The sequence below is a fragment of the Deltaproteobacteria bacterium RIFCSPHIGHO2_02_FULL_44_16 genome (assembly GCA_001798185.1).
Taxonomy (GTDB): domain Bacteria; phylum UBA10199; class UBA10199; order 2-02-FULL-44-16; family 2-02-FULL-44-16; genus 2-02-FULL-44-16.
This window is the reverse complement of sequence record MGRM01000005.1, coordinates 39,498-59,603: the sequence shown is the minus strand read 5'-3', so window position 1 is coordinate 59,603 and position 20,106 is coordinate 39,498. Positions and strand designations below refer to the sequence as shown.

Sequence of the window (20,106 nt, the reverse complement as noted above, 5' to 3'; positions counted from 1 at the left end):
GCCGTCTCTTCATAAAAAATCTCCTATCAAGGTAAAACTTATTATAAAAGGAAAAGGTCCTTCATCTCGCGAGTTGCTTCAGCCTCACGAATTCTGCTTCCCTCTTCCAGAAAATATTCATACAAACTCGTGACCATACCTCGCTTATGCAATGCATCATAGATTTTCGGCATCATCGCAAGAGATGAAGAGTCAGTTTTGAGAAGATCACTTGCTGCATGATACCCTAGTTGTTTTGGTTCAAAACAGGAAAAAAAGGAACGAAGAATTTTTTTTTCTTCACCTGAAGCAACTGAAAAACGTAACTGATAATATTCCTTTCCCCACGGCGGGGAAAAATCAACATACCAAACTTTTTCTCCATCAAAGACAAAATTTTTGATATGGGGATCGAGAGAAATTTTTTGATGTTGCGCTTGACGAATGATTTCAAACATTTGATTCAAAAAGCCACCTGGAGCAAGAAACATGGGAAACCCATACTCCTCTATATACTGAACCCCATTGATTCCTTTATATTCACACAAAAAGAGAAAATAATTTTCTCCTCTAGTTGCAGTTTTGACAGCAGGAAAATAAATATTCGCTTTCTGCAATTGTTCAATATAGGTGAGCGTGAGCTCAAAAAGCGCTTCAACATGAGGTCTTCCCCATGAGGGATGAAGAGTAATCTTTTTTTCAAGATACAATACATTATTTATCTCTATCATACGGTAATGAGAATTGAGAAGACTATACTGTTTTAATGACAATTCATGAAACATAATGAATACGTGTGTGGATGTCTTTAAGTTGAAAAATTTCAAATCCCTCATCGAGGGCTATTTTCTGTTCGTGTTTAAAATTATAACCCCACGCTGCCATTGCTCCCTGTATGCCAATACGCTTTGCCAAGCGAAGATTCACTAAATTATCATCAAGAAAAAAAAGTTCAGAAGAAGAAAGCTGTTTGACTTTCAATAACAACTGAAAAAGTCGATCCTTATCAAGGTTTTTTTCGGCACCAAAAATATCTTCAGCTCGCCATGAAACATCATGCAAGGAAAGAATTTGACGTATCGCGGCTTCATCTTTAGATGAAACAATAAAAGTAGGAGTCTCACGATCTTTTAAAATTTTTAAGGTAAGTTTCATTTCCGGATAAAGTGAGAGATGCCTCTTCCATGATGCTTCATTGTTGGCTCTCCAATTTTTCCTCTCTTGAAAAAAAAGCTCGCGAAATTGTTGCTTTGGAAACGGAATGTGCTGAGCTTGTTCACAAAGCGGCTCTGTCTCTTTGAGATCTGCGCGTTCAAGGATGAGCGCCCACAGAAGATAATATTCCTCTGCAACTCGTACCAGTGGTCGGAAATGGAAAAATATTTTTGCGAGTTCCTGAGGAACATGATCACAGCTATAAGGATGTATCCGATTTAATTCATGTAACGTACCATAAGCATAATAGGAAACAACCATGGTCTCATCTAAAGAATCGCAGAGGACACCATCAAAATCAAAAGCAATACATTTTGGAATAATCATTGTGAAATATAAGCAATGAGATCGACAACACGGGAAGAGTAACCCCACTCATTGTCGTACCAGAGGACCATTTTTAAATAATTATGTTCATTCAGTCTCATCCAGCGATGGTCGACTACCGCTGAAGAGGCGCAACCCGTAAAATCCGTAGAAACGAGGGCTTCTTTGTTATTATAAATGATATTCCACTTTTGGTTTTGAGCCATCTCTTCAAAAGCCTGCTTGACTTCTTCAAGTGTGGTCTGTTTTTCAAGCTGCACGGAAAGATCAGCGGATGAAACAATCATCGTCGGCACACGATACGACATAGATAAAAATTTATCTCGAAGACTTTTCAATACTGCTTCCGAAGCCTTAATAGCAGAAGTTGTTTTCGGAATAAGAGAACCAGTGCTTGCTCTCCCTAAGGCATAATAATCATGAATTTCTCCTGGCGTTGCATAAGAAATCGAAGGTCCATCCAAAAGATTCTGATAGTTGAGCCACGGATGAAGTGTCGTTAAAAAACCGTGTGTAATTCCGAAGCTATTATCTAGAACTTTTGCAACGGGAGCAAAAGCATTTGCATCACAAATGCTACTAGAGAGAAGAAAATCCTTTTTGGGATCCCATTCCTGCTCATTTGCTCCAAGAATAATCGTTCGATCAACGTCGGTAGATGGAGGTGAATGAGTCACAATACACCGTTTGACTCTCCCTTTGAGGTTTCGCGCTTCCAAAAGATTTTTTCGTACCCCGGAGGAATCGACGACTACTTCTACTCCATACTTCTCCCATGGAACATCTGTAATCAGATGATGATGAAAAATATGCATCCGCTTTTCATTTCCGATAATGATTTCATGTTCGCCAGTTGTTACAGAAAACGGGAGTTTCCCATAGGTGGAATCATATTTCAGAAGATATGCCATATTTTCGATATCGGGATTGATATCATTGACAGCCACGATCTCAATATCAGCGCGCTCAAGAAGAATGCGTACAATGGCACGCCCGATCCGGCCCAGACCATTGATACCTACTTTGATTGTCATCACACCACCTTCGCTTTCTCTTTAAATTGAGGAATACATAAAAAAAGCCAAACGACTGCAGCGATCTCATAAAAAAGAGAGAGGAGCGTTGAAAGCAACTGAAGATCCCATCTCATCAAGAGAACAAGTCCCAATAAAAGGGGAAGAATCGCTAACATAAACCGTACTGAAAGAAAGGAGTATTTGTAGACATACAAACGACATAACGCCCCGATTTTTCCTGTGGTCGGAAGTTCTTTTTTTGTTAAGGGGGCTAAACGAATGAGAATACCAACCGCAAAACAATTACCAAGAATAAAAAATATTTTCCCCGTATACACACCAAATAAAACGAGCAAAAGCATACGATCGATATCACAACCAATTTCGTCCAGATAATGTCCTAAAAGGCTCGTCGTTCCTGAAGCTTTGGCAAGGGTGCCATCCACAAAATCAACAAAAATATGAAAATAAAGCAGTGCAATCCCAAGAAAAGGAAGCACGATATGTCCATCTCTTGCCGTCGAGAAAAAGAAAAAACCGAGGAAAGAAAGTAAAAGAGCAAGAACATCGAGCGTATTTGCGGTGACACCACCTTGAAAAAGAAAATACCCAAAACGCATCGCAAACCATTTGACGAAATTCGTAAACGGGTCAAATTGTTTTCGATCAAACACTGATTTTTCAGGATAAGATTTCGCGCAAAATTCAGTAAAATTCATAGAGCTCCTTCACTTGCAACTTCAGGTTGATCTTGAAGTGCATTTTGACTGATCAGTTGTTGTAATTTCTTTTTTAAAGAAAATGGAAGCTTGGCTTTTTCAAGAAAACTTAAAAAGAGATGGTTCCCGATACTCGGTGAAAGTCCTTGATAACAACAGTTTTTCAACCTCATTCCATCAATATCAATTGATCCTGTCTTTCGATGTCGGCTTGTTTCAAAAAGAAGGGAGAGTTTTTCTTTTCCGATGAGACGCAACTGATAAATGTCGTCATAGACGTGCTCTGAAATTGCATATTCTTTTAATATTATTTTCCCCACATGATCAAATAAAGGAGTTCCAGATCGCAGAACAGAATCTTGGATATTATAAAGGTTTGTTATTGTTGGAAGAACATCAAGCGAAGACTCAACCATACGATTCTGTATTCCTCGTTGAAGATCAAACTCATTGGAGCGGATTAAAAAGGGAGTTTCGATTTTATCAAAAGACAAATCCCAAGCAAGCGGATTTTCAAAAGAAAAACCATGATCCGACATAAAAATGACAGTTACTTTCTCTCTTTTTTTAAGGATCCTAAATACTTTGAGAAGAGCTTGATCCAGCTCAGCTAATCGCATCTGATATCTATAAAGAAGATAGTGATATTCTTCTCCTTTCAATTTATGAGAAAGGGATTCCATGACACATTGGTCCACTGATTTCTGAAAAAGAAGATGACGTGTATTAAGTTCATTACGATTATAAAGATAAGGAATATGTGTATCAAAAAAATGAACCATTCCAAAAAAATCAGCGCCACGGAAATTATCCAATCGCGCACAAAGGTTTTGAAGTTGCCGGTACATATTATTTTTTCCAGGGATTCCCATGGAGTTATATTTCACCTCTACTGTTTGCGAATAATCAAAATATTCATAACCTCGATGGTGACCAATGGAATGATTGCAACGATGGTGTGCCACAGAAGCATATGTAAAAAAACCATTTGCACGCATAAGTTCCGCTAATGTCGGAACATGAGGTGGAAGACATCGCAAGTAGATGTCTGGATCAACAACCCCGTGCTGTGAAGCATATTGAGACGTTGCTAGAGAGGCAAAGACAGGAAGAGTCCAATTGCTTTGCGCAAAACTATTTCGGAAAACTGCACCCGAAGAAAAAAATGTATCGAGATGAGGGGTCAAAGAGGATTGACCATACAGTCCTATATCTGATGGACGCACAGCATCAGCAACAAGAAGAAGGAAAATTCTTTCTTGTTTTTTTCTTTTGATTATAAGCGTAGAAATAAATACCTTTCTCTTTTTCTCGCTAAGATTCCACCTAAAATCATATTTTGCGCCAATATAATGAGAGTGCTTGGAGATGTTCTTCAAAGTATCCAAAGAAAAATAGAACCAGTTCCAATTATGACGAAGCATTTGTAAGGGTTTCGAAAATATTTTGGTTGAATTTCCATCGCTTTCAAGAAAAATTTCCAAAACGCCTTTTTTCATTGTGATAAATTGTTTTCCAATAGAAAAATAAAAACCTTCCGCATCCGAATCATTTGCAAGATCGAGATGTATTTTCCCGCAACGTGAGTGAAAAAGGGAAAAAGCATTCCTATAAATGCTTCTCACTCGAAACTTTCCATAATCTCCTTCAAAAGGACGAGAGAGATGATCGGGCTTCAGAACGCAGGATTCCCAAAATGTTGTTTGATATGTCCGAACCAAGGTCCATGCCATCTCTTGAAGAACACGGGGGATACAAGCAATAAAGTCAAAAAATGAAGGTCCAAAAATATTTTCAGGAGTCGTGATCTCAAAAAATGCAACTTTTTCGAAAGATCCATATCGGAGTAATCGATAACAACCGATAAGGTGCTTTTTGAACCATCTCCATTTTTTCTGAAAGAAATAATACATTTTGTTTATTTCAATGGGAACAAGTATGAGCAAATTTCTTTGCTGCACTTGTCCAACTATAATGTTTGGCCGTGATCGCTTTCATATCCTCATAAGGGATCGTAAACTTTTGCGGATCCCGACAAAATTCTTTCATTTTATGATAAATACTTTTTTCATCACTTCCCGGAATAATCCATTCCGGCTGATAACGGTTGAGGATTTCTGGAGTTGCGCCATTGTTCGTGCCAAACGCAACAAGCCCTGCTGCAATGGCTTCAATCGTTGCAAGCCCGAAAGCCTCAGCTGCTTGTGTGGGAAGGACAAAAACATCACTCGCTCGATAATACGCTGCAAGTTTTTCTTCGGAAAGATCACTTAACAATGTTACGGAATCGTCGAGACGCAGAGCCTGAATCTGTTGTTGAATGGCTTCTTTCATGGGGCCCTTTCCAATCACCACAAGATAAAAGAGGAATCCCTCTTTTTTTAAAAGAGATGCAGCGGTAATGAGTTTATCCACTCCCGTTCGACGTTTAAGCCCTCGAGCTGTTATAAAGATGGGCCTGTCATGTGGCAACTGAAGTTTTTTCTTTAAATCCTGTTTTTCCTCTGACGATGCAGTCCGATAACAATCAACGTCCACACCATGCGGAATAAGAACTAATTTTTTTTGGGCATTTGCCCCCATCATGGCAACAGCGTCATCATAGGCAAATTGACTTGGCATCGCCACATAATGAGAGAGACGCATACACTGTTTTGAAACCGCCATGTAGAGTCGTGCAAAAAGACGAGCTTTGAACGTCTTGCCATTATTTGCGGTGATTTCATCATACGGATTCCCATAAAATTGACAGATAAGCTTTGCACGGGGCCAAAGTTTACGAGGGTTGAGCAACAACGTCCACCATGGGTTCAAAATCCAGACCGCATCCACATCCGGATGAATGCGGTGAATCCGCTTTTGCCATATCCATGATTTGACGGCAGCAACCAGAGGCCACGTCACATGAAAAACTCCCCATCGATCGGGATAAGGAATACGATAATAATGCATTCCGTTGATTTCCTCAGTGACTGCATGATGCTCCTTATAACGCCGTGTTAAAACAACCACCTGATGGCCACTCTCACACAATTCTCGTCCTGTATAATAGGCGACTTTTGCAATACCACTGTGCGTGTCGGGGAGAATACCAGAAGTAAGGAGGAGTATTTTCATAAATCTTCTCTTTGATCTTTCTTGACGATCTTTCTTTAGTCGACATCCGATTGACGAAAGGGAATGAAGGAATTAAATCAACCACATGAAAAGGCTTGCATCAATAGGATTCATCTCTTTCACTCTATTTTTGGCGACGTTTCTTGTTTCATGGAATAAACTTCCTCACATCAATCCAATCTATAAAATGCCTGACGGAAAATATTATACGCATATCGCAAAGGGGGAAATATCAGATGTTCCCCAACCTTTTAATAAAAGAATTCTTCATCCCTATTTCGTAAAAGCATTTTCAGCACTGACTTCCCTTGAGCTTTGGAAATCATTTTTTTTTATTGCTTTGATCAACCTCTTTTTCTTTTGTTTTCTTCTGACCTACTTCATAAAGCAAGCAGATTTGCCGGCATGGACGGCCATCCCTCTCCTCCTGACACCGGCTCTCAGTCAAATGTTTTATGATTACGAATTGCATGATCTTTTTTACGGCGTTGAAGTTGCTTTTTTTTCTTTCTTGCTCGTAAAGAAAAAGTACTCTCTTGCGCTCTTGCTTCTCATCCCTCTCTTTCTCACACGAGAAGCAACACTTCTTCTTTCGTTGGTTTTGACAGCTTGTTTTTTCTTTCACAAGCGGTGGACTTTAGCTGCAACCACCATTTTTATTTCGCTCGGAAGCATGCTGCTCTCGGGATATTTGAGCCATCATGGACTTCCGAACAAACACCAGCTTTCAAATCTCTTTTATATCCCTGCAAAAATGATTTTTAATTTTTGCGGTAATTTTTTAGGACTCAATATCTGGACCAATACACTCGATTACTGTTCACCTTCTTTTACAAAAACTCTTCCTGCTTGGCTCACTTTTGGAAAAATTCAAAACATCGGTTTTTGTGGTTTTGATTTTTCGCAACCTCTGCACACATTGATATCATTGCTGACAGTTTTTGGTATTGGGCCGCTTTTTCTTCTTTTTTTCTTACGTTCTCACGCCCTTCGAAAAATGCCTCTTGGATTTTTTATTCTTTTTTTCTACGGATTCTTTTCATTCATTCTTGGTCCTGTTTTGGGACCCGGAGGTTTTCGCCTCATGGCCTATGGTTGGCCTCTTTTTTGGATCGCTCTTCCTTTTTTACTGGCTCCTTCTTTACGTTTTGGGAAAAAAGAAAAAATATCTCTTCTGACAATTCATTGTCTTGTCATCTGGCTTCCTTTTTTATTTCACCATATCCCACTCTCGACAAACATGGCATCATTTTCCGTTTTTCTTTTTGTTGTAGGATTGTATAGCGCCAGCTTCTCGATACTCATTCGCTTTTATCGTATACAATCTGACAATCAATCCGATGATAAGAAAATTATAGGGAACGAAGTAAAACGTTCTGACGATTCCAATCGCTACCATTCCCACAAATAATGCTGTTAAAAAGAGTGGAAGAGAATCTATATTTTCACGAGGCTGTTGATAGTAGGCCTTAAGACCATAGCGTATGGTACAAAAAATGATCAACATTTGAATCAGGAGCCCAATATAACCACTTCCTCCAAGCGTCAAAATAAAGTCTGAATGAGATCCATATTTCACTCCATAGATTGCAGAGACATAGTCATCAAAATTTTGCAATCCCATCCCTAAACCAAAATTATCAAAACCATGAACAAGTGCATATTTGAGATGTCCCCAAAAAAAATCGACCAGAGAGATTTGAAAGCTCGCAGAAGCAAAAGGATTCACTCTTTGAAGTAAAAAAATTGGCGTTTTATATGCAGAAGTGGCTGAAACCTGAATTTCTGCGCTTTCAAAGGCCTTCATGTTCTGTGTGATATAACCCCCCCCCACAAGAAAAATAACAATGAAAACGAGGCTAAAGACCTTGAAGATGCGTTGAAATATTTTTTCCTTGAGAGGACGGTAAAAAAAATAGAGGAAAAGAAAAAAGAAAAGTGTTCCCACATACGCGTTACGCGCACAACTGAGCAATAAAGTGATTCCAAAAAATACGATAAGAAAAGCGTAGAAAAAATTCTTTTTTCTTTGGAAAAAGTACATCGAAAAAGCGAGAGAAATGAGCGTGTATCCCCCAAAAGCATCAGAGCCTGCTCCTAAAAATCCATACATCTTCATAAATCCAGCAATAGAGAAGAGGCCTGTTCCATAGCCAAAATTTTTCGTAGAGACTTCTTCATGAAAGAAATGAACAAAAGGAGGAGCAATCATTTCTCCAAAAAAGAAAAATCCACCAAATTGTACGAGTCCCATGACGGCATTCACAGCGCCTACAAAAATAAATATTTTCAGAACCGTTCGAATCTGTTTTTCTTCTTGAATAAAATAAACGGCAAAAAGGTAACAGAGAAAAAAATCAATTAGATATCCAACGGACCCTCTGACAGCTGCCATATGTTTCGTCGCAAATGCAGAAGCAAGAAATGCAAAAACAAAATATGCAAGATGAAGAACTCCCACGAGAGTTAAATTTTTTAATGACCAATTCTTAAATAAAAAGAACATCAGAAAAGCAGGAAAAAAAAGAATACTCAAAAAATTGATCGGCGTAAAACCAACTTCACCGATACCAATTCCATAAATCGCAAATGGAGAAACAAACGCTAATACATAAACAAATACCGCAGGATGTATCCGAATTGCATGTTGTGTCTTCATCATATATTATTTTCTACAGCGGCTTTACATCCTCGAACGCAAGCCCACGCAAAACGAGGATGACCCTGAAGCGTTCTCAACACCATCTTTAGCGGCAACTCAATAAAGCACATATAACAACAGGCCTGAAAAAAAATCGCACGCGAACCATACTTGCGACATAAATAGAGCCGATTGCGTTGAAGATAATACGCTTGAAAAGAATTCCATTTCCCGGGAACTGATTTATGTCGTACTCGAGTTCTCAGATCCACAAGAGCTTTGAGTTTCTTTTCACGCAGTTGAAATCCCAAATCGATCTCTTCACAGTACATAAAAAGTTTTTCATCAAATCGAATTCCTTGCGCTAAAGCACGTGCAGTAAACAGAAGAGCAGCGCCTTGAACATAATCCACCTGTAAAGAGTTCGATGCTAATTTTGGAATATCTTTCAACCATTGCCCTCGCGCCCTTCGAAAATGAAATGAACTTCCCCCGATTGTTCTTATTTTTCCTGTATAAAAATCTTCTTCAATAACGCCCACAACTCCACAATCAACATCGCTTTTTGCCGTCTCTATAAGATGCGCGAGAAAATTGACTTCAACCGAAATATCATCGTTGAGAATGAAGGTATATTCATATCCTTGTTGAAAACCTTTTTCGAGCGCAACATTGTTTCCACCGGTATATCCTCTGTTTTTTGTCAGTTGAATCACATCAATATCAGAATAGATTTCTTTTAATCTCGGGACGATATTATCAGTGGATGCGTTATCAATCACCTGAAGATGAAAATCTTTGTAGGATTGAGCCTTCAAGCATCGAATCGTTTCTATTAAATCATCGAAATGATTATAAGCCAGAATGGAGACTAACACTGAAGGTTTATTCATACCTGGATTCAACAAAATAAACCTTTCCAGGTCGCGGTGGATTTGCCTGAGATTCAAAATTCTGATGTTTATACAGTTTATTCACTTCATCCCCAGGAGCACCGATGAGAATATCTGTATCTCCATCGCCATCAAAATCACCGCTTGCCAAACCAGCACCACTTTCGTCATATCTCTCTTCCCCAAGAAATTCGAACCCTCCGACTTCTCTGAAGGTGAGATCAACATTATCTAAAAATTGATTCGTATACGCGGCTGCGAAATCAACACGGCTCCGGCCAAGGATCAAATAGGTTTTTCCCGCTTCATACTTTCCAGGCCATGTCCCTCCGTTCACTCTCGAAGCACCAATGAGAATATCAGCGAAAGCATCACGATTGACATTTCCTCCAGAGGCAAGATTTTCCTGGGCAAGCTGTCCATTATCCTCTGTGCCAAGAAGAAAAAGAGCATCGGACGCTATATCACCCGTGTACTCACCACCATACATCACATACACACCGCCTGAATCCGGCATCTGAATGGTTCGATTATCAAGCGCATAGCATCCCAGCATAAAGTCATTGGCGCTGTCCCCATCCGTATCTCCTAAAGCAGAAATAGTACTCGCACAGGAACGCCAATCATCTAAGCCAGTCAAAGCAAATCCACCAAAATAAGCCTTCGTATCGGTGCTCGCAAAAATTCGTCTCGGAATATTTTGTCCTGCAGGCGTTCCGAGGATTCCAAAATCAAAAAGGTAAGCTTTTCCTTGATATTGGTACGCGGGTTGGGTCTGATTTGGATCCGGATTAAAACCATAAGCACCGATAAAGAGATCATCGGTTCCATTTTGATTCACATCCCCTACTCCTGCTAATGTAATTCCAAAGAGACTTCCTCCTCCCTCGCCAAGAATCTCATGGCCACAATGTGCATCAGCCGCTGTTTCCAGGATCGACAGATTCATCTGATGGGGATTTGTTCCATCCATACAGGTCACATCGTTTAACGCTTTTCCATAAACAAGATAGACCTTTCCGGAAGCATTCGCCGTTGCATCTGCTCCATACGCGCCAATAAGGAGATCGTCCTTTCCATCTCCATCAATATCTCCCGCTGATGCAATATCTGCTCCGCTGTAATCTTCTCTGTTGACTCCAAGAAAAGTAGCGCCCGAAATTCCACCGACGGCGCCCACAGACGTCAGACTATTCGTTCCTGTTAATCGTTGGGGAAAAGCACAACGGGCTCCACTTCCATAAATGAGATACGTTTTCCCTCGTTGCAGAATGGTATCTGAATATTCAGGAACACCAATCAGAAAATCGACACAACCATCGGCATTCACATCGCCAGATGTGGAGAGAAACTGACCGGCATGATCATTTGAAAATTCTCCGACAAGGGTTGCATCAGCTTGATCAAGTATCAGAGAAGGCTTTCCATAGATGAGATAAATTTTTCCTTTCAGGTCAGATCCCGCAAAGACAGCGCTGATCAACATATCATCGTATCCATCTCCATCAAAATCTCCTGCTGCAAGATCAAAACCTGTATTATCTCCTCTTTCAGCACCATGAAAAACATGGTCAGGAGAAATATCTTTTAAATAAAGAGTTCTTATTTTTCCGTCACAGTTTTGGTCAATGTGATCGATATATTCAAACGCTCCCGGATAAACTGCATTCTTCGTATCATCACAGTCAATACTCTCTTCTGGAATGAAAACAAGTTGAGGGACAAAAGATTCTGGTTTTGCGCACGAAATCGTTCTTCCCAGAAATCCATCCGCATCTTTATCAGCGTACCAAATAGTTTTGGGTGATATAGCAGCATCGGCATCATCGCAGTCCGTAGCATTTTGCACATACTTTAAGGGAGGATTACAACTTCTGAGCGTTTGTGACGGATTTCCATAGCTATCGCCATCAGCATCTAAATACCAAAGCTTTGGAAACACTTGAGCATCATTATCGTCACAGTCATCCGCATTTTCAACATAACCCGAAGGAGGAAAACAATTTTCAAGCACAGACAGGGGATCGCCATACCTATCAAGGTCCTGATCACGATAATAAAAACATTTTTGCCCATCGACCTCAGAAGGTTGGCTGGAAGATTGGCTATTTTCAGAAAGAGATTCATCTGTAAAATTGGCGGCGCAACTTATTTTGCAGGCAGAAATCAGAACGAAGAGAAGGAGAAAAAAATTTTTCATAGGTTGAGCCTTTTAAAAAGAGCTTCCGGAATATTTCGAATCACAAACATAATCGCTCTCCAAAATTGAGGAGTATACAGGACGTCTTCTTTTTCTTCTATCGCTTTATAAATATCATTTCCCACTTTTTGAGAAGAAGAAAATAAAAATCCTTTTTTGAGATGCGTTGTCATAGGAGTATCGACAAAACCGGGTTTAATGGTCAACACATGAACTCCTTTTTTATAAAGACGATTACGCAAACCCTGTAAAAAAATATTGAGCGCCCCCTTTGCGGTTCCATAGATATAATTACTTTGACGACCACGATCTCCAGCAACAGAAGAGATCACGGCAAGAGTTCCACTCCCCTGAGCTTCCAAGATATGAGCAAGTAAAGAGAGCAGAGAAAATGCGGTCAAAAAATTGGTTTCTATTTCTTGAAGCGCAACGGAGATATTCTTTTCACTCTCCGCTTGATTCCCTAAAGAACCATAGGCAAGAAGAACCACATCGATATTTCCAAGTTTTTCTTTTATCTGTTCAAGAAGTCTTGGATGCGATGAAAAATCGTGAAAGTTCGCCACACCTGATGTTACTTTTGCTCCTCGTACTATTAAATCCTTTGCGATTGTTTCCAGTTTGAATTCATTTCTTGCGACCAAAAAGAGATGAGCTTGCTCATCAGCATAGAGCTTCGCTACTTCGTGAGCGATTGCAGAGGTTGCGCCAAGAATCAGAACATTTTTCATATGTGCACTCGCATGGTTGTCATTCCCGCATGCAGGAAGCGGGAATCTCATGAGATCCCCGCGTAAGCGGGGATGACGAAAGTTTATTCACCTTTCACTCTTTTCCAGAAACTGGATGAGAACTGGGGATCAATATACGATGCAAACTCTTTCCATCGTGGATAATAAGCAGCAAAGGAGGTACGCGACATACAGGCATCTTTCGCCGGATAGACAGCTCCTCCCACTTTCTGCACAATATCATCCAGTTGATGAAGAAGTTGAGAAGTTTTGATACCACGATTGGGAAAATCCATAGCAAGAGTCACTCCTTTTCGGGGAAAGGACATCATTCCCGGAGAAGGAAGCGAACCGAATTGTTTCAACACGGAAAGGAAGGATGCTTGCTTTGAATGAGAAACTTTGTCGAGAAGACGCCGTATATTTTCTGGCGCTGTCTGCGGAGGGACAACACACTGGTATTGAAAAAAGCCGCGATGGCCGTACAGACGATTCCAACATTTCACGGCATCGAGCGGATAAAAGAAAGGATCAAAGTGAACAAGCCTTGAATCTTTTCGCCAGCATTGAGAAAAATAATACATTCCATTGAAAACTTTGATCGTCAATGGATTCAAAAGAAAAGAAGGCATCTGACATGGAATACTCCATGTCGGTTTTTTTCTCTTTGGATTCTTTTTTGTTGAGTTCATTTCTGCATGATTTCCACGAATAAAAATACCTCGTCCAAGATTTTTCCCCTTCGCCAAACAATCGATCCAGGCGACGGTGTATTCAAAATCGCGATTGCTCGAAGCAGAAAGTGCAAAAAAATCATCGACACAACGAAATGGAACCGTTTCTTGACGAATAAAGGGACTGACAACTTTTTTGAGACGAATGTCAGCCCAGGTAATAACACCGGTAAGACCTAAACCTCCCACCGTGGCCCGAAACCAATCAGTATTTTCAGTCTGACTACAAAGAAGGTGCGTTCCATCAGAACGCAACAGTTCAAAACGAACGACATGACAACCAAATGATCCTGCACGGTGATGGTTTTTGCCATGCACATCATTTGCAATCGCACCACCGACCGTCACATATTTTGTTCCCGGAGTTACCGGAAGAAACCACCCTCGAGGAACAGCAAAATCGAGAATCTCCTCAAAAGAGACACCTGCTTCGCAGATCAATCTCCCCTCTTCTGCATCGAACTCTAAAAAACGATTCAGTCCTCTCGTCTTCAGAAGAAGTCCTCCTTCATGGAGACAGACATCACCGTAACTTCGCCCCATTCCGTAAGGCAACATCTTCTTCTCTGAAGAAAAGTGAATATCACTTCTCCAATGAAGAGAAGTCGATGATTGCTGAATCTGTGGGTTGCGTCCCCAGGATTCAAGAACTTCAGAATCATTTTTCATGATGCCACATAGAGAATAAAAAAGATAAAACTCCCAATCACATAGCTTATTTTATCTTTCGCCGCGAAAAGAATGGGATCGTCAGGAATTCCTCCTCTTCGCGTCAAAAACCAAATACGTCCGATCCAATAAAGGAAGAAAGGACAGATAAGCCAGAGAAACATTGGCTGCGCATATAAAACTGAAACATCTTCACTGTGAATGTAGAGCGCCAAAACCAAAACCGAAAGAAATCCGCTGGAGATTCCCATCATGGTCAGGAGTTCTAAATCATCTGGTCGATAGCCACGACCAAGTGAACTCTCCAGGTTTTCTTTTTGCATCATCGTTAATTCCGAAGATCGTTTTACAAGCGCTAAACTTAAAAAGAAAAAGAGCGCAAAGGCAAAAAGCCACGGCGAAATGGGAACATGCACTGACGCAATCCCCGCAATCAAACGAAGCGTATAAAGCATCGCCAGTAACACGACATCGATCAGAGGAATGCGTTTCAAATAGAGAGAATAAGAAAGTGTCAGCACATAATAAATCCCAAGCGTAACGACAAACCAGATCGAAAGTGTGAGCGCAGTGAGAAAACTCGTTATCAAAAGAAGCGGAATGAAGAAAATACCGATCCAAGGGCTCAGTTCTCCGGAAGCAAAAGGACGAAGCCGTTTTCGGGGATGAAGACGGTCTGCTTCCAAATCGAGCAAATCATTTAAAAGATAAACACTCGAGGCACATAGTCCAAAAGAAAAAAATGCAACCACAGCATCTTGAAAAAGTGAAATCTCTGTAACGCGATGAGCCAAGATCAATGGAATGAAAACAAGCAAGTTTTTCACCCATTGATAAAGACGCATGGCCTTCAAGATTTTCAAAAAAGTTCCTCTTTTTTGAGGAAAAAATTTAACCACAGAGGTCATTTTTTCCGCCTTTTGTAATAACCGAGGTGATGCGTTGACGACAATACCCTCTCCAGCTTCTTTCCAAACCAAAAGATCAATGTGAGCATTTCCTGCATATCCAAACTTTTTCTTTCCAAACCTTTTTTCCAATATTTCACATTTAGAAGAACCTTTTAAGTTTGTGTGATTCGTCGAAAATACTTCGGAAAAAATATTGAGATGCTGCGCAATAGAAGTTGCAATACGTTCATGCGCAGCAGTTGCTAAAATGAGCTTCCTTCCCTTTTCATATTCTCCGTGAAGATAGTCTAAAAAATCGAGATGGTAAGGAAGCACATGGGGGTTGAGCTCAATCGTTTCAAAGATTTTTCGTTTCAGGACAGCTTTGCCTTTAAACAACCAAAATGGAGCTTGCACCAACGATAACGGTTTCTTTTTGAGACAAGCAAGAAAACCTTCGACCAAGGTATCAGTCTTTAAAAGTGTCCCATCGAGATCGACACACAGGGGAATATCGGTCATTGCAAGTTCTCTCCAGAACGAATCAGTTCACACATTTTCTTTTTGAGTGAAGGAAAAAGTTTTGAACTTTCTACAGAGGCAAGGAACATTTCAAGAGATGTTTCTGAGGGGGAGTCAAAACGATTGTCCTTGATAAAAAGTTGGTCAACTTCAATCGTTCCACTCTTACGAGAACGTTTGGTTTCAAACAAAAGTGTTGCTCCTTTTTTTCCAATAAGACGTACTTGATAGAGTTCATGATAGATCAACTCTGACACTGCCACTTCTTTCTGGAGAACTTTTCCTGAGCGATCAAACAGAGAGGTTCCCGCGCGCGCAGTTACATCATGAATCCCAAAAAGGGTTGTCAATGTCGGCAGGATATCCACCGAAGACTGCGTCACGCGCTGATGTTTCCCCCCTTCGAGCTTGAATTCAGTGGAGCTTATGAAAAGAGGAGTTGCAATCTCATCAGAGGACAAATCATGCCCAAGGGATTTCTCAAAACAATATCCATGATCGGACATAAAAAGAACGGTGACGTTCTCTCTGTTTCGAAGAACATAAAAGAGCTGCGCGAGTGCAGCATCCAACTCTGCAAGACGCGTATAATACTGATGAAGCATATACCGATACTCTTCCTCCGTAAATTGCTGAGTGAATGGTTTTCGCACAGAGTATTCCAGAGAATTTTGAAAAAGAAGATCATGCTGGTTGAGCTGATAGGGATTATAAAAATAGGGGAAATGCGTATCAAAAAAGTGGATCATTCCAAAAAAATTCACTCCGCGAAGATTGTCAACATACGCACAAAGTTCCCGAAGTTGACGATGCATATTATTCTGTCCTGCCACTCCTGTGGTTCCCGGTTTTTCTTGCATCGTACTTGCATAGTCAAAGTGTTCAAAACCACGATGATGCCCATAAGCTTGGTTACTGCGAAAATGAGATACAGAGCCATAGGTATAAAATCCGTGAGCGCGCATCACTTCCCCTAAGGTTGGAACGTGTCGATCCATGGGACGCGAATAGCGATCAGGATCGACCACGCCATGTTCTGATGCATAGTGAGAAGTGGCAATCGAAGCAAAGGCCGGAAGCGTCCAATTACTTTGAGCAAAACTATTTTGAAAAAGAACTCCTGATGAAAAATAGGCATCGAGCATCGGTGTATGAACAGCTCCTGAATAAAGCCCGATGTCTTGAGGTCGCACAGCATCAGCGATGAGAAGAAGAACAGTTCGTTCCTGTTTTCGTTTGATCAGAGGGGGAGTCAGTAAAAGATCCTTCTTCTCCCCTTGTGTACTCCACGTGAATTTATATTCGCCGCTCTTTTGGGCTAAAGGAAAATAAAAAAGATCCCATGCGTGATGAAGCGCATTTAATTTTTTTGAAAAAATTTTTGTGGAATCTTTTCCTTCAAGAAAAAGATCCAAAAGTCCATCACCGGTTTCAATAAATTTTTTCCCGACCCAAAAGTATATTCCTTCGGCAGCCTCATCTGAAAGATTCAGCGACACACTTCCTTGAGGAGCATGGGAAAGCGAAAAGGCGTTTTTGTACGTAAAACCGATTCGACATTTTCCATAACTCTCCCCTCCTGCTGTGGAAAGCGGATCGGGATGAAGCGTATGCGCTTCTCCAAGTCCAACTCGGTAAGCTCGCACAAATGTTCTCCCCATCTCTTTGAGAATGGGAGAAATCCAGCGCAGAACATCTCTTCGTGAAGGCAACGTTTTATTTTCGGAAGAGAGCGTTTCAAAAAAAACAACCTTATGACTATCTCCAAATCGGAGAAATCGTGAGACCGTCACAAAAGAACGTTTGAGAGAACGAAGTATTTTTTTAAACTTTTTCATAAAGACTCTGAAGAACTCTTCCAAACATTCGTCGAAGCATGTCGAAGAAAATCTGAAGCTTGGTCATCACGAGCTGGACCAAATAATCTCTATCCCTTCGCGTAGGGAGTAAAAGCTGTGAAAAGGTAATTCCGGTCATGCGACGATACACGATAACCGTGATCGCAGACATCATCAGATGAGTCAGCGATACAGCAATGGCTCCCCCCATAAATCCCATTTTGGGAATAAAAAGATAGCAAAGTGTTGCTTGCAAGATGAGAGGTATCATATTGATTTTCATCGGAATATCAGCTCTTCCAATTCCAAGAAAATACTGTCGCTGCAGACTCGTGACCGAATGAAAAATAAAACCCGGTAGAATAAGAAAGAAAACAATCACCAAAGGACTAAATTCCCGACCATAGAGAAGAAGCGTGGCGGGATAAATGAAAAGGGATAAGAAAAAAGCAGCAACGGATAAGATGAGAAGGGAGATGCGTGAAGCATCGGTTGTGGTTATCGAGGCATCCTGTCCACTCCCTTGCAGGTGTGAAACTCTCGGATAGAGCACTGTCGCAATCGCATTGGTGATACGATTCAACCATTCAGCCTTTCCCTTTCCCATGGAAAAAAAAGCAAGCTGAGCAGGACCAAGGAAAAGAGCGGTAATTAAATTGGAGATATAGATGGTTAAAAAACCGCTCGCTTCCGAGACATACACTTTCATACTAAAGCGGAGCATCGTAAAAAAAAGTTTCACGTTATGGTGCACGACCATACGCTGAGTTCGTCGGACTTTTACAGCAGCATAGACAAAGGCGCATGCGCTTGAAATATGAATCGCAATCGCAAGGGACCAAAGACCGAGATCAAAAAAGAGTAAAAGCGTTATAGTGATCATGGCTTTCAGGACATCATCAATCACCAAAACACGATTGTAAGATTGCGTATCCTCTTGGGCCAAAAGAAAGTAATGATAATTCCTTTTTACAAAACGCAGAGGCAAATGCGCAAAAACAAGGATCATGAGCAAAGGTTCAATATTTGTTTTTACAAAAAAAGTTCGTAACAAATCATGCTGAAAGGAAAGAAGAAAGCAGAGTAAAAGTCCCATCGTAAAACCGACGACATTGACCGTAAAAAGAATTTCTCCTCGGTTCCATTGTTTTTGGCTCCAAAAATAGACCGTCGCGATTTCGAGACGAGGAGCTCCAAAAACACGAGAATAATTCACAATCAAATCAAGCGCTGCCCAAATACCCATGCCGGTCGGGCCAAGTTTTCGTGCCACGATGGCTCCGGTACCGAGCCGGAGAAAGGTAAACACAATTTCTCGATTAAAAATGCTGAGAGATTTATTCACTAAAGACATAGAACTTTCACGTATTGTTTGAGGAGGGATTTATAATAGTGAGCTTCATGACGTAATGTTTGCATCCGATTGTAGTGAAATTCCAGAGGCACGTGAACAGACTCGCCCGTCACCACATCATCATAATGTCCATTGTCTTTCGCGAGATAACGAAAATGTTTGAGGGTGCAATCCCAAGGGGTCGCAAAATACCAGGCATTTGACGCATAATCGATAGCGAAATGACGTCGGTCGATGCCGGTCATGACTTCGAAAATGCGTCGTACTCCGAGAGCATCAGCCAAGGCAGAAGGGAAGGATTGATTGCCAATATAGAGCTTCGAACCTTTCAACACACGAGCATGTTCATAGTTATCTGCAGGTTTATAATATTCTACTTCTTTGCGACCAAATTCTTTCCACTCTCCTTCAAGACGTGACACAAAGAGAAAATTTTTCGCTCCCAACCGAGAGATAAGAGCATCCCAATCAAAAAGCGGATTCGCACGTGCTTTGACGACCGCTCGACGATGAATAATAATTTTGTCTGCAAATGAAGTATCACCGGGAACATCGATCCAACTTTGAACATTTTGTGGCGAGGGCAGATGTTGTGCATGACACATGACATCAAGAAGTGTCGTGCGAAAAAGCATCTTATGATGTCGAAATGCATCGAGATCGATATCGATCGGCTCATCTTTGTAGATCCGAAAAGAATGGACATAGGGTTGCGATAATACAAGCTTGCCGCACGATTCGAGAACACTCTCAAGTGGTTCTTCAAATTCTCCCGGGGTAATCAAAACATTCCCTCCCCCCATCGCTTTCACGATATAGAGGGACATGATGAGATCGCCTTTTTTTCCTTTGCAGAGAAAGTTCTTCATTTATTCAGATCGTAGGCAACATATTCCTTTTCTTCGATAAGCTCTGATCCAGACGCGAGATTAATTTCCTTTTTAATCTTCGCTCGCGTATCATTTGCTCGGTATTCATCTCGCGTGAGTTCAATAAAATCCTGATCAAATTCTTTTTTGGCTTCTTTCTTTCGCATAGAATCTTCAATCTCCCAAAGCCATTCATTCACACGCTTCAACTCTGCACGCTCAGCCATGAAAAGAATACCGTGAGTCTTCGCGATATGTTCCAGAAGATCGTATTCCTTCTGACAATTTTTTCTTTTCTTCGCATCGGCAATGCGTTCTGTTTTGATCTCCAAAATTGTCATCTTGTCCAGAAGCTCACCTACTGACACTGGTATATGAATCATCATTATTTC

At 40.8% G+C, this 20,106-nt stretch carries 17 protein-coding genes; all 17 read right to left on the bottom strand.

Going from position 1 to position 20,106, the window contains the following annotated elements; translation table 11 throughout:
* Nucleotides 1–41: 41 nt before the first annotated feature.
* The 17 genes from A3C46_05935 to A3C46_05855 all read right to left on the bottom strand — a co-directional run bounded on the left by A3C46_05935 (nucleotide 42) and on the right by A3C46_05855 (nucleotide 20,100).
* On the bottom strand, nucleotides 42–764 hold the full coding sequence (locus A3C46_05935) for a hypothetical protein (protein ID OGQ23331.1): 723 nt from the start codon (nucleotides 762–764) through the stop codon (nucleotides 42–44).
* Nucleotides 754–1,521: a hypothetical protein gene (locus tag A3C46_05930; GenBank protein OGQ23330.1), complete on the bottom strand. Its 768-nt coding sequence runs from the start codon at nucleotides 1,519–1,521 to the stop codon at nucleotides 754–756. The genes A3C46_05935 and A3C46_05930 overlap by 11 nt, the downstream gene beginning before the upstream one ends.
* Nucleotides 1,518–2,555, bottom strand: a complete 1,038-nt coding sequence (locus A3C46_05925) for a hypothetical protein (protein ID OGQ23329.1) — start codon at nucleotides 2,553–2,555, stop codon at nucleotides 1,518–1,520. Before A3C46_05925 ends, A3C46_05930 begins: the two co-directional genes overlap by 4 nt.
* Nucleotides 2,555–3,256, bottom strand: coding sequence for a hypothetical protein (locus A3C46_05920; GenBank protein OGQ23328.1), 702 nt, complete (start codon nucleotides 3,254–3,256; stop codon nucleotides 2,555–2,557). The genes A3C46_05925 and A3C46_05920 overlap by 1 nt, the downstream gene beginning before the upstream one ends.
* Nucleotides 3,253–5,169 (bottom strand): hypothetical protein, encoded by a 1,917-nt coding sequence (locus A3C46_05915; GenBank protein OGQ23327.1) that lies wholly within the window; start codon nucleotides 5,167–5,169, stop codon nucleotides 3,253–3,255. The genes A3C46_05920 and A3C46_05915 overlap by 4 nt, the downstream gene beginning before the upstream one ends.
* Nucleotides 5,170–5,179: 10 nt before the next feature.
* On the bottom strand, nucleotides 5,180–6,373 hold the full coding sequence (locus A3C46_05910) for a hypothetical protein (GenBank protein ID OGQ23326.1): 1,194 nt from the start codon (nucleotides 6,371–6,373) through the stop codon (nucleotides 5,180–5,182).
* Between the two features lie 322 nt (nucleotides 6,374–6,695).
* A complete protein-coding gene (locus tag A3C46_05905) occupies nucleotides 6,696–6,998 on the bottom strand; it encodes a hypothetical protein (GenBank protein OGQ23325.1) in 303 nt (100 codons plus the stop codon).
* 621 nt (nucleotides 6,999–7,619) lie between these two features.
* Complete coding sequence (locus tag A3C46_05900; GenBank protein OGQ23324.1) at nucleotides 7,620–9,035, bottom strand: hypothetical protein; 1,416 nt, start codon at nucleotides 9,033–9,035, stop codon at nucleotides 7,620–7,622.
* Complete coding sequence (locus A3C46_05895) at nucleotides 9,032–9,907, bottom strand: hypothetical protein (protein ID OGQ23323.1); 876 nt, start codon at nucleotides 9,905–9,907, stop codon at nucleotides 9,032–9,034. The genes A3C46_05900 and A3C46_05895 overlap by 4 nt, the downstream gene beginning before the upstream one ends.
* Nucleotides 9,900–12,107 (bottom strand): hypothetical protein, encoded by a 2,208-nt coding sequence (locus tag A3C46_05890; protein OGQ23322.1) that lies wholly within the window; start codon nucleotides 12,105–12,107, stop codon nucleotides 9,900–9,902. Before A3C46_05890 ends, A3C46_05895 begins: the two co-directional genes overlap by 8 nt.
* Complete coding sequence (locus tag A3C46_05885) at nucleotides 12,104–12,838, bottom strand: short-chain dehydrogenase (protein OGQ23419.1); 735 nt, start codon at nucleotides 12,836–12,838, stop codon at nucleotides 12,104–12,106. Before A3C46_05885 ends, A3C46_05890 begins: the two co-directional genes overlap by 4 nt.
* 83 nt (nucleotides 12,839–12,921) lie before the next feature.
* Nucleotides 12,922–14,241, bottom strand: coding sequence for an FAD-linked oxidase (locus A3C46_05880; protein ID OGQ23321.1), 1,320 nt, complete (start codon nucleotides 14,239–14,241; stop codon nucleotides 12,922–12,924).
* On the bottom strand, nucleotides 14,238–15,653 hold the full coding sequence (locus A3C46_05875) for a hypothetical protein (protein OGQ23320.1): 1,416 nt from the start codon (nucleotides 15,651–15,653) through the stop codon (nucleotides 14,238–14,240). The genes A3C46_05880 and A3C46_05875 overlap by 4 nt, the downstream gene beginning before the upstream one ends.
* Complete coding sequence (locus A3C46_05870) at nucleotides 15,650–17,491, bottom strand: hypothetical protein (GenBank protein OGQ23319.1); 1,842 nt, start codon at nucleotides 17,489–17,491, stop codon at nucleotides 15,650–15,652. The genes A3C46_05875 and A3C46_05870 overlap by 4 nt, the downstream gene beginning before the upstream one ends.
* The gene (locus tag A3C46_05865; GenBank protein OGQ23318.1) at nucleotides 17,478–18,845 is read right to left on the bottom strand and encodes a hypothetical protein; all 1,368 of its coding nucleotides are present in this window, start codon (nucleotides 18,843–18,845) and stop codon (nucleotides 17,478–17,480) included. The genes A3C46_05870 and A3C46_05865 overlap by 14 nt, the downstream gene beginning before the upstream one ends.
* On the bottom strand, nucleotides 18,836–19,714 hold the full coding sequence (locus tag A3C46_05860) for a hypothetical protein (protein OGQ23317.1): 879 nt from the start codon (nucleotides 19,712–19,714) through the stop codon (nucleotides 18,836–18,838). The genes A3C46_05865 and A3C46_05860 overlap by 10 nt, the downstream gene beginning before the upstream one ends.
* Nucleotides 19,711–20,100 (bottom strand): hypothetical protein, encoded by a 390-nt coding sequence (locus tag A3C46_05855; protein OGQ23316.1) that lies wholly within the window; start codon nucleotides 20,098–20,100, stop codon nucleotides 19,711–19,713. Before A3C46_05855 ends, A3C46_05860 begins: the two co-directional genes overlap by 4 nt.
* Nucleotides 20,101–20,106: the final 6 nt, after the last annotated feature.

Coding starts and splice junctions, on each gene's coding strand:
- A3C46_05935 (OGQ23331.1), bottom strand. CDS start 764: ATGTTTCATGAATTGTCATTAAAACAGTATAGTCTTCTCAATTCTCAT.
- A3C46_05930 (OGQ23330.1), bottom strand. CDS start 1,521: ATGATTATTCCAAAATGTATTGCTTTTGATTTTGATGGTGTCCTCTGC.
- A3C46_05925 (OGQ23329.1), bottom strand. CDS start 2,555: ATGACAATCAAAGTAGGTATCAATGGTCTGGGCCGGATCGGGCGTGCC.
- A3C46_05920 (OGQ23328.1), bottom strand. CDS start 3,256: ATGAATTTTACTGAATTTTGCGCGAAATCTTATCCTGAAAAATCAGTG.
- A3C46_05915 (OGQ23327.1), bottom strand. CDS start 5,169: ATGTATTATTTCTTTCAGAAAAAATGGAGATGGTTCAAAAAGCACCTT.
- A3C46_05910 (OGQ23326.1), bottom strand. CDS start 6,373: ATGAAAATACTCCTCCTTACTTCTGGTATTCTCCCCGACACGCACAGT.
- A3C46_05900 (OGQ23324.1), bottom strand. CDS start 9,035: ATGATGAAGACACAACATGCAATTCGGATACATCCTGCGGTATTTGTT.
- A3C46_05895 (OGQ23323.1), bottom strand. CDS start 9,907: ATGAATAAACCTTCAGTGTTAGTCTCCATTCTGGCTTATAATCATTTC.
- A3C46_05890 (OGQ23322.1), bottom strand. CDS start 12,107: ATGAAAAATTTTTTTCTCCTTCTCTTCGTTCTGATTTCTGCCTGCAAA.
- A3C46_05885 (OGQ23419.1), bottom strand. CDS start 12,838: ATGAAAAATGTTCTGATTCTTGGCGCAACCTCTGCAATCGCTCACGAA.
- A3C46_05880 (OGQ23321.1), bottom strand. CDS start 14,241: ATGAAAAATGATTCTGAAGTTCTTGAATCCTGGGGACGCAACCCACAG.
- A3C46_05875 (OGQ23320.1), bottom strand. CDS start 15,653: ATGACCGATATTCCCCTGTGTGTCGATCTCGATGGGACACTTTTAAAG.
- A3C46_05870 (OGQ23319.1), bottom strand. CDS start 17,491: ATGAAAAAGTTTAAAAAAATACTTCGTTCTCTCAAACGTTCTTTTGTG.
- A3C46_05865 (OGQ23318.1), bottom strand. CDS start 18,845: ATGTCTTTAGTGAATAAATCTCTCAGCATTTTTAATCGAGAAATTGTG.
- A3C46_05860 (OGQ23317.1), bottom strand. CDS start 19,714: ATGAAGAACTTTCTCTGCAAAGGAAAAAAAGGCGATCTCATCATGTCC.
- A3C46_05855 (OGQ23316.1), bottom strand. CDS start 20,100: ATGATGATTCATATACCAGTGTCAGTAGGTGAGCTTCTGGACAAGATG.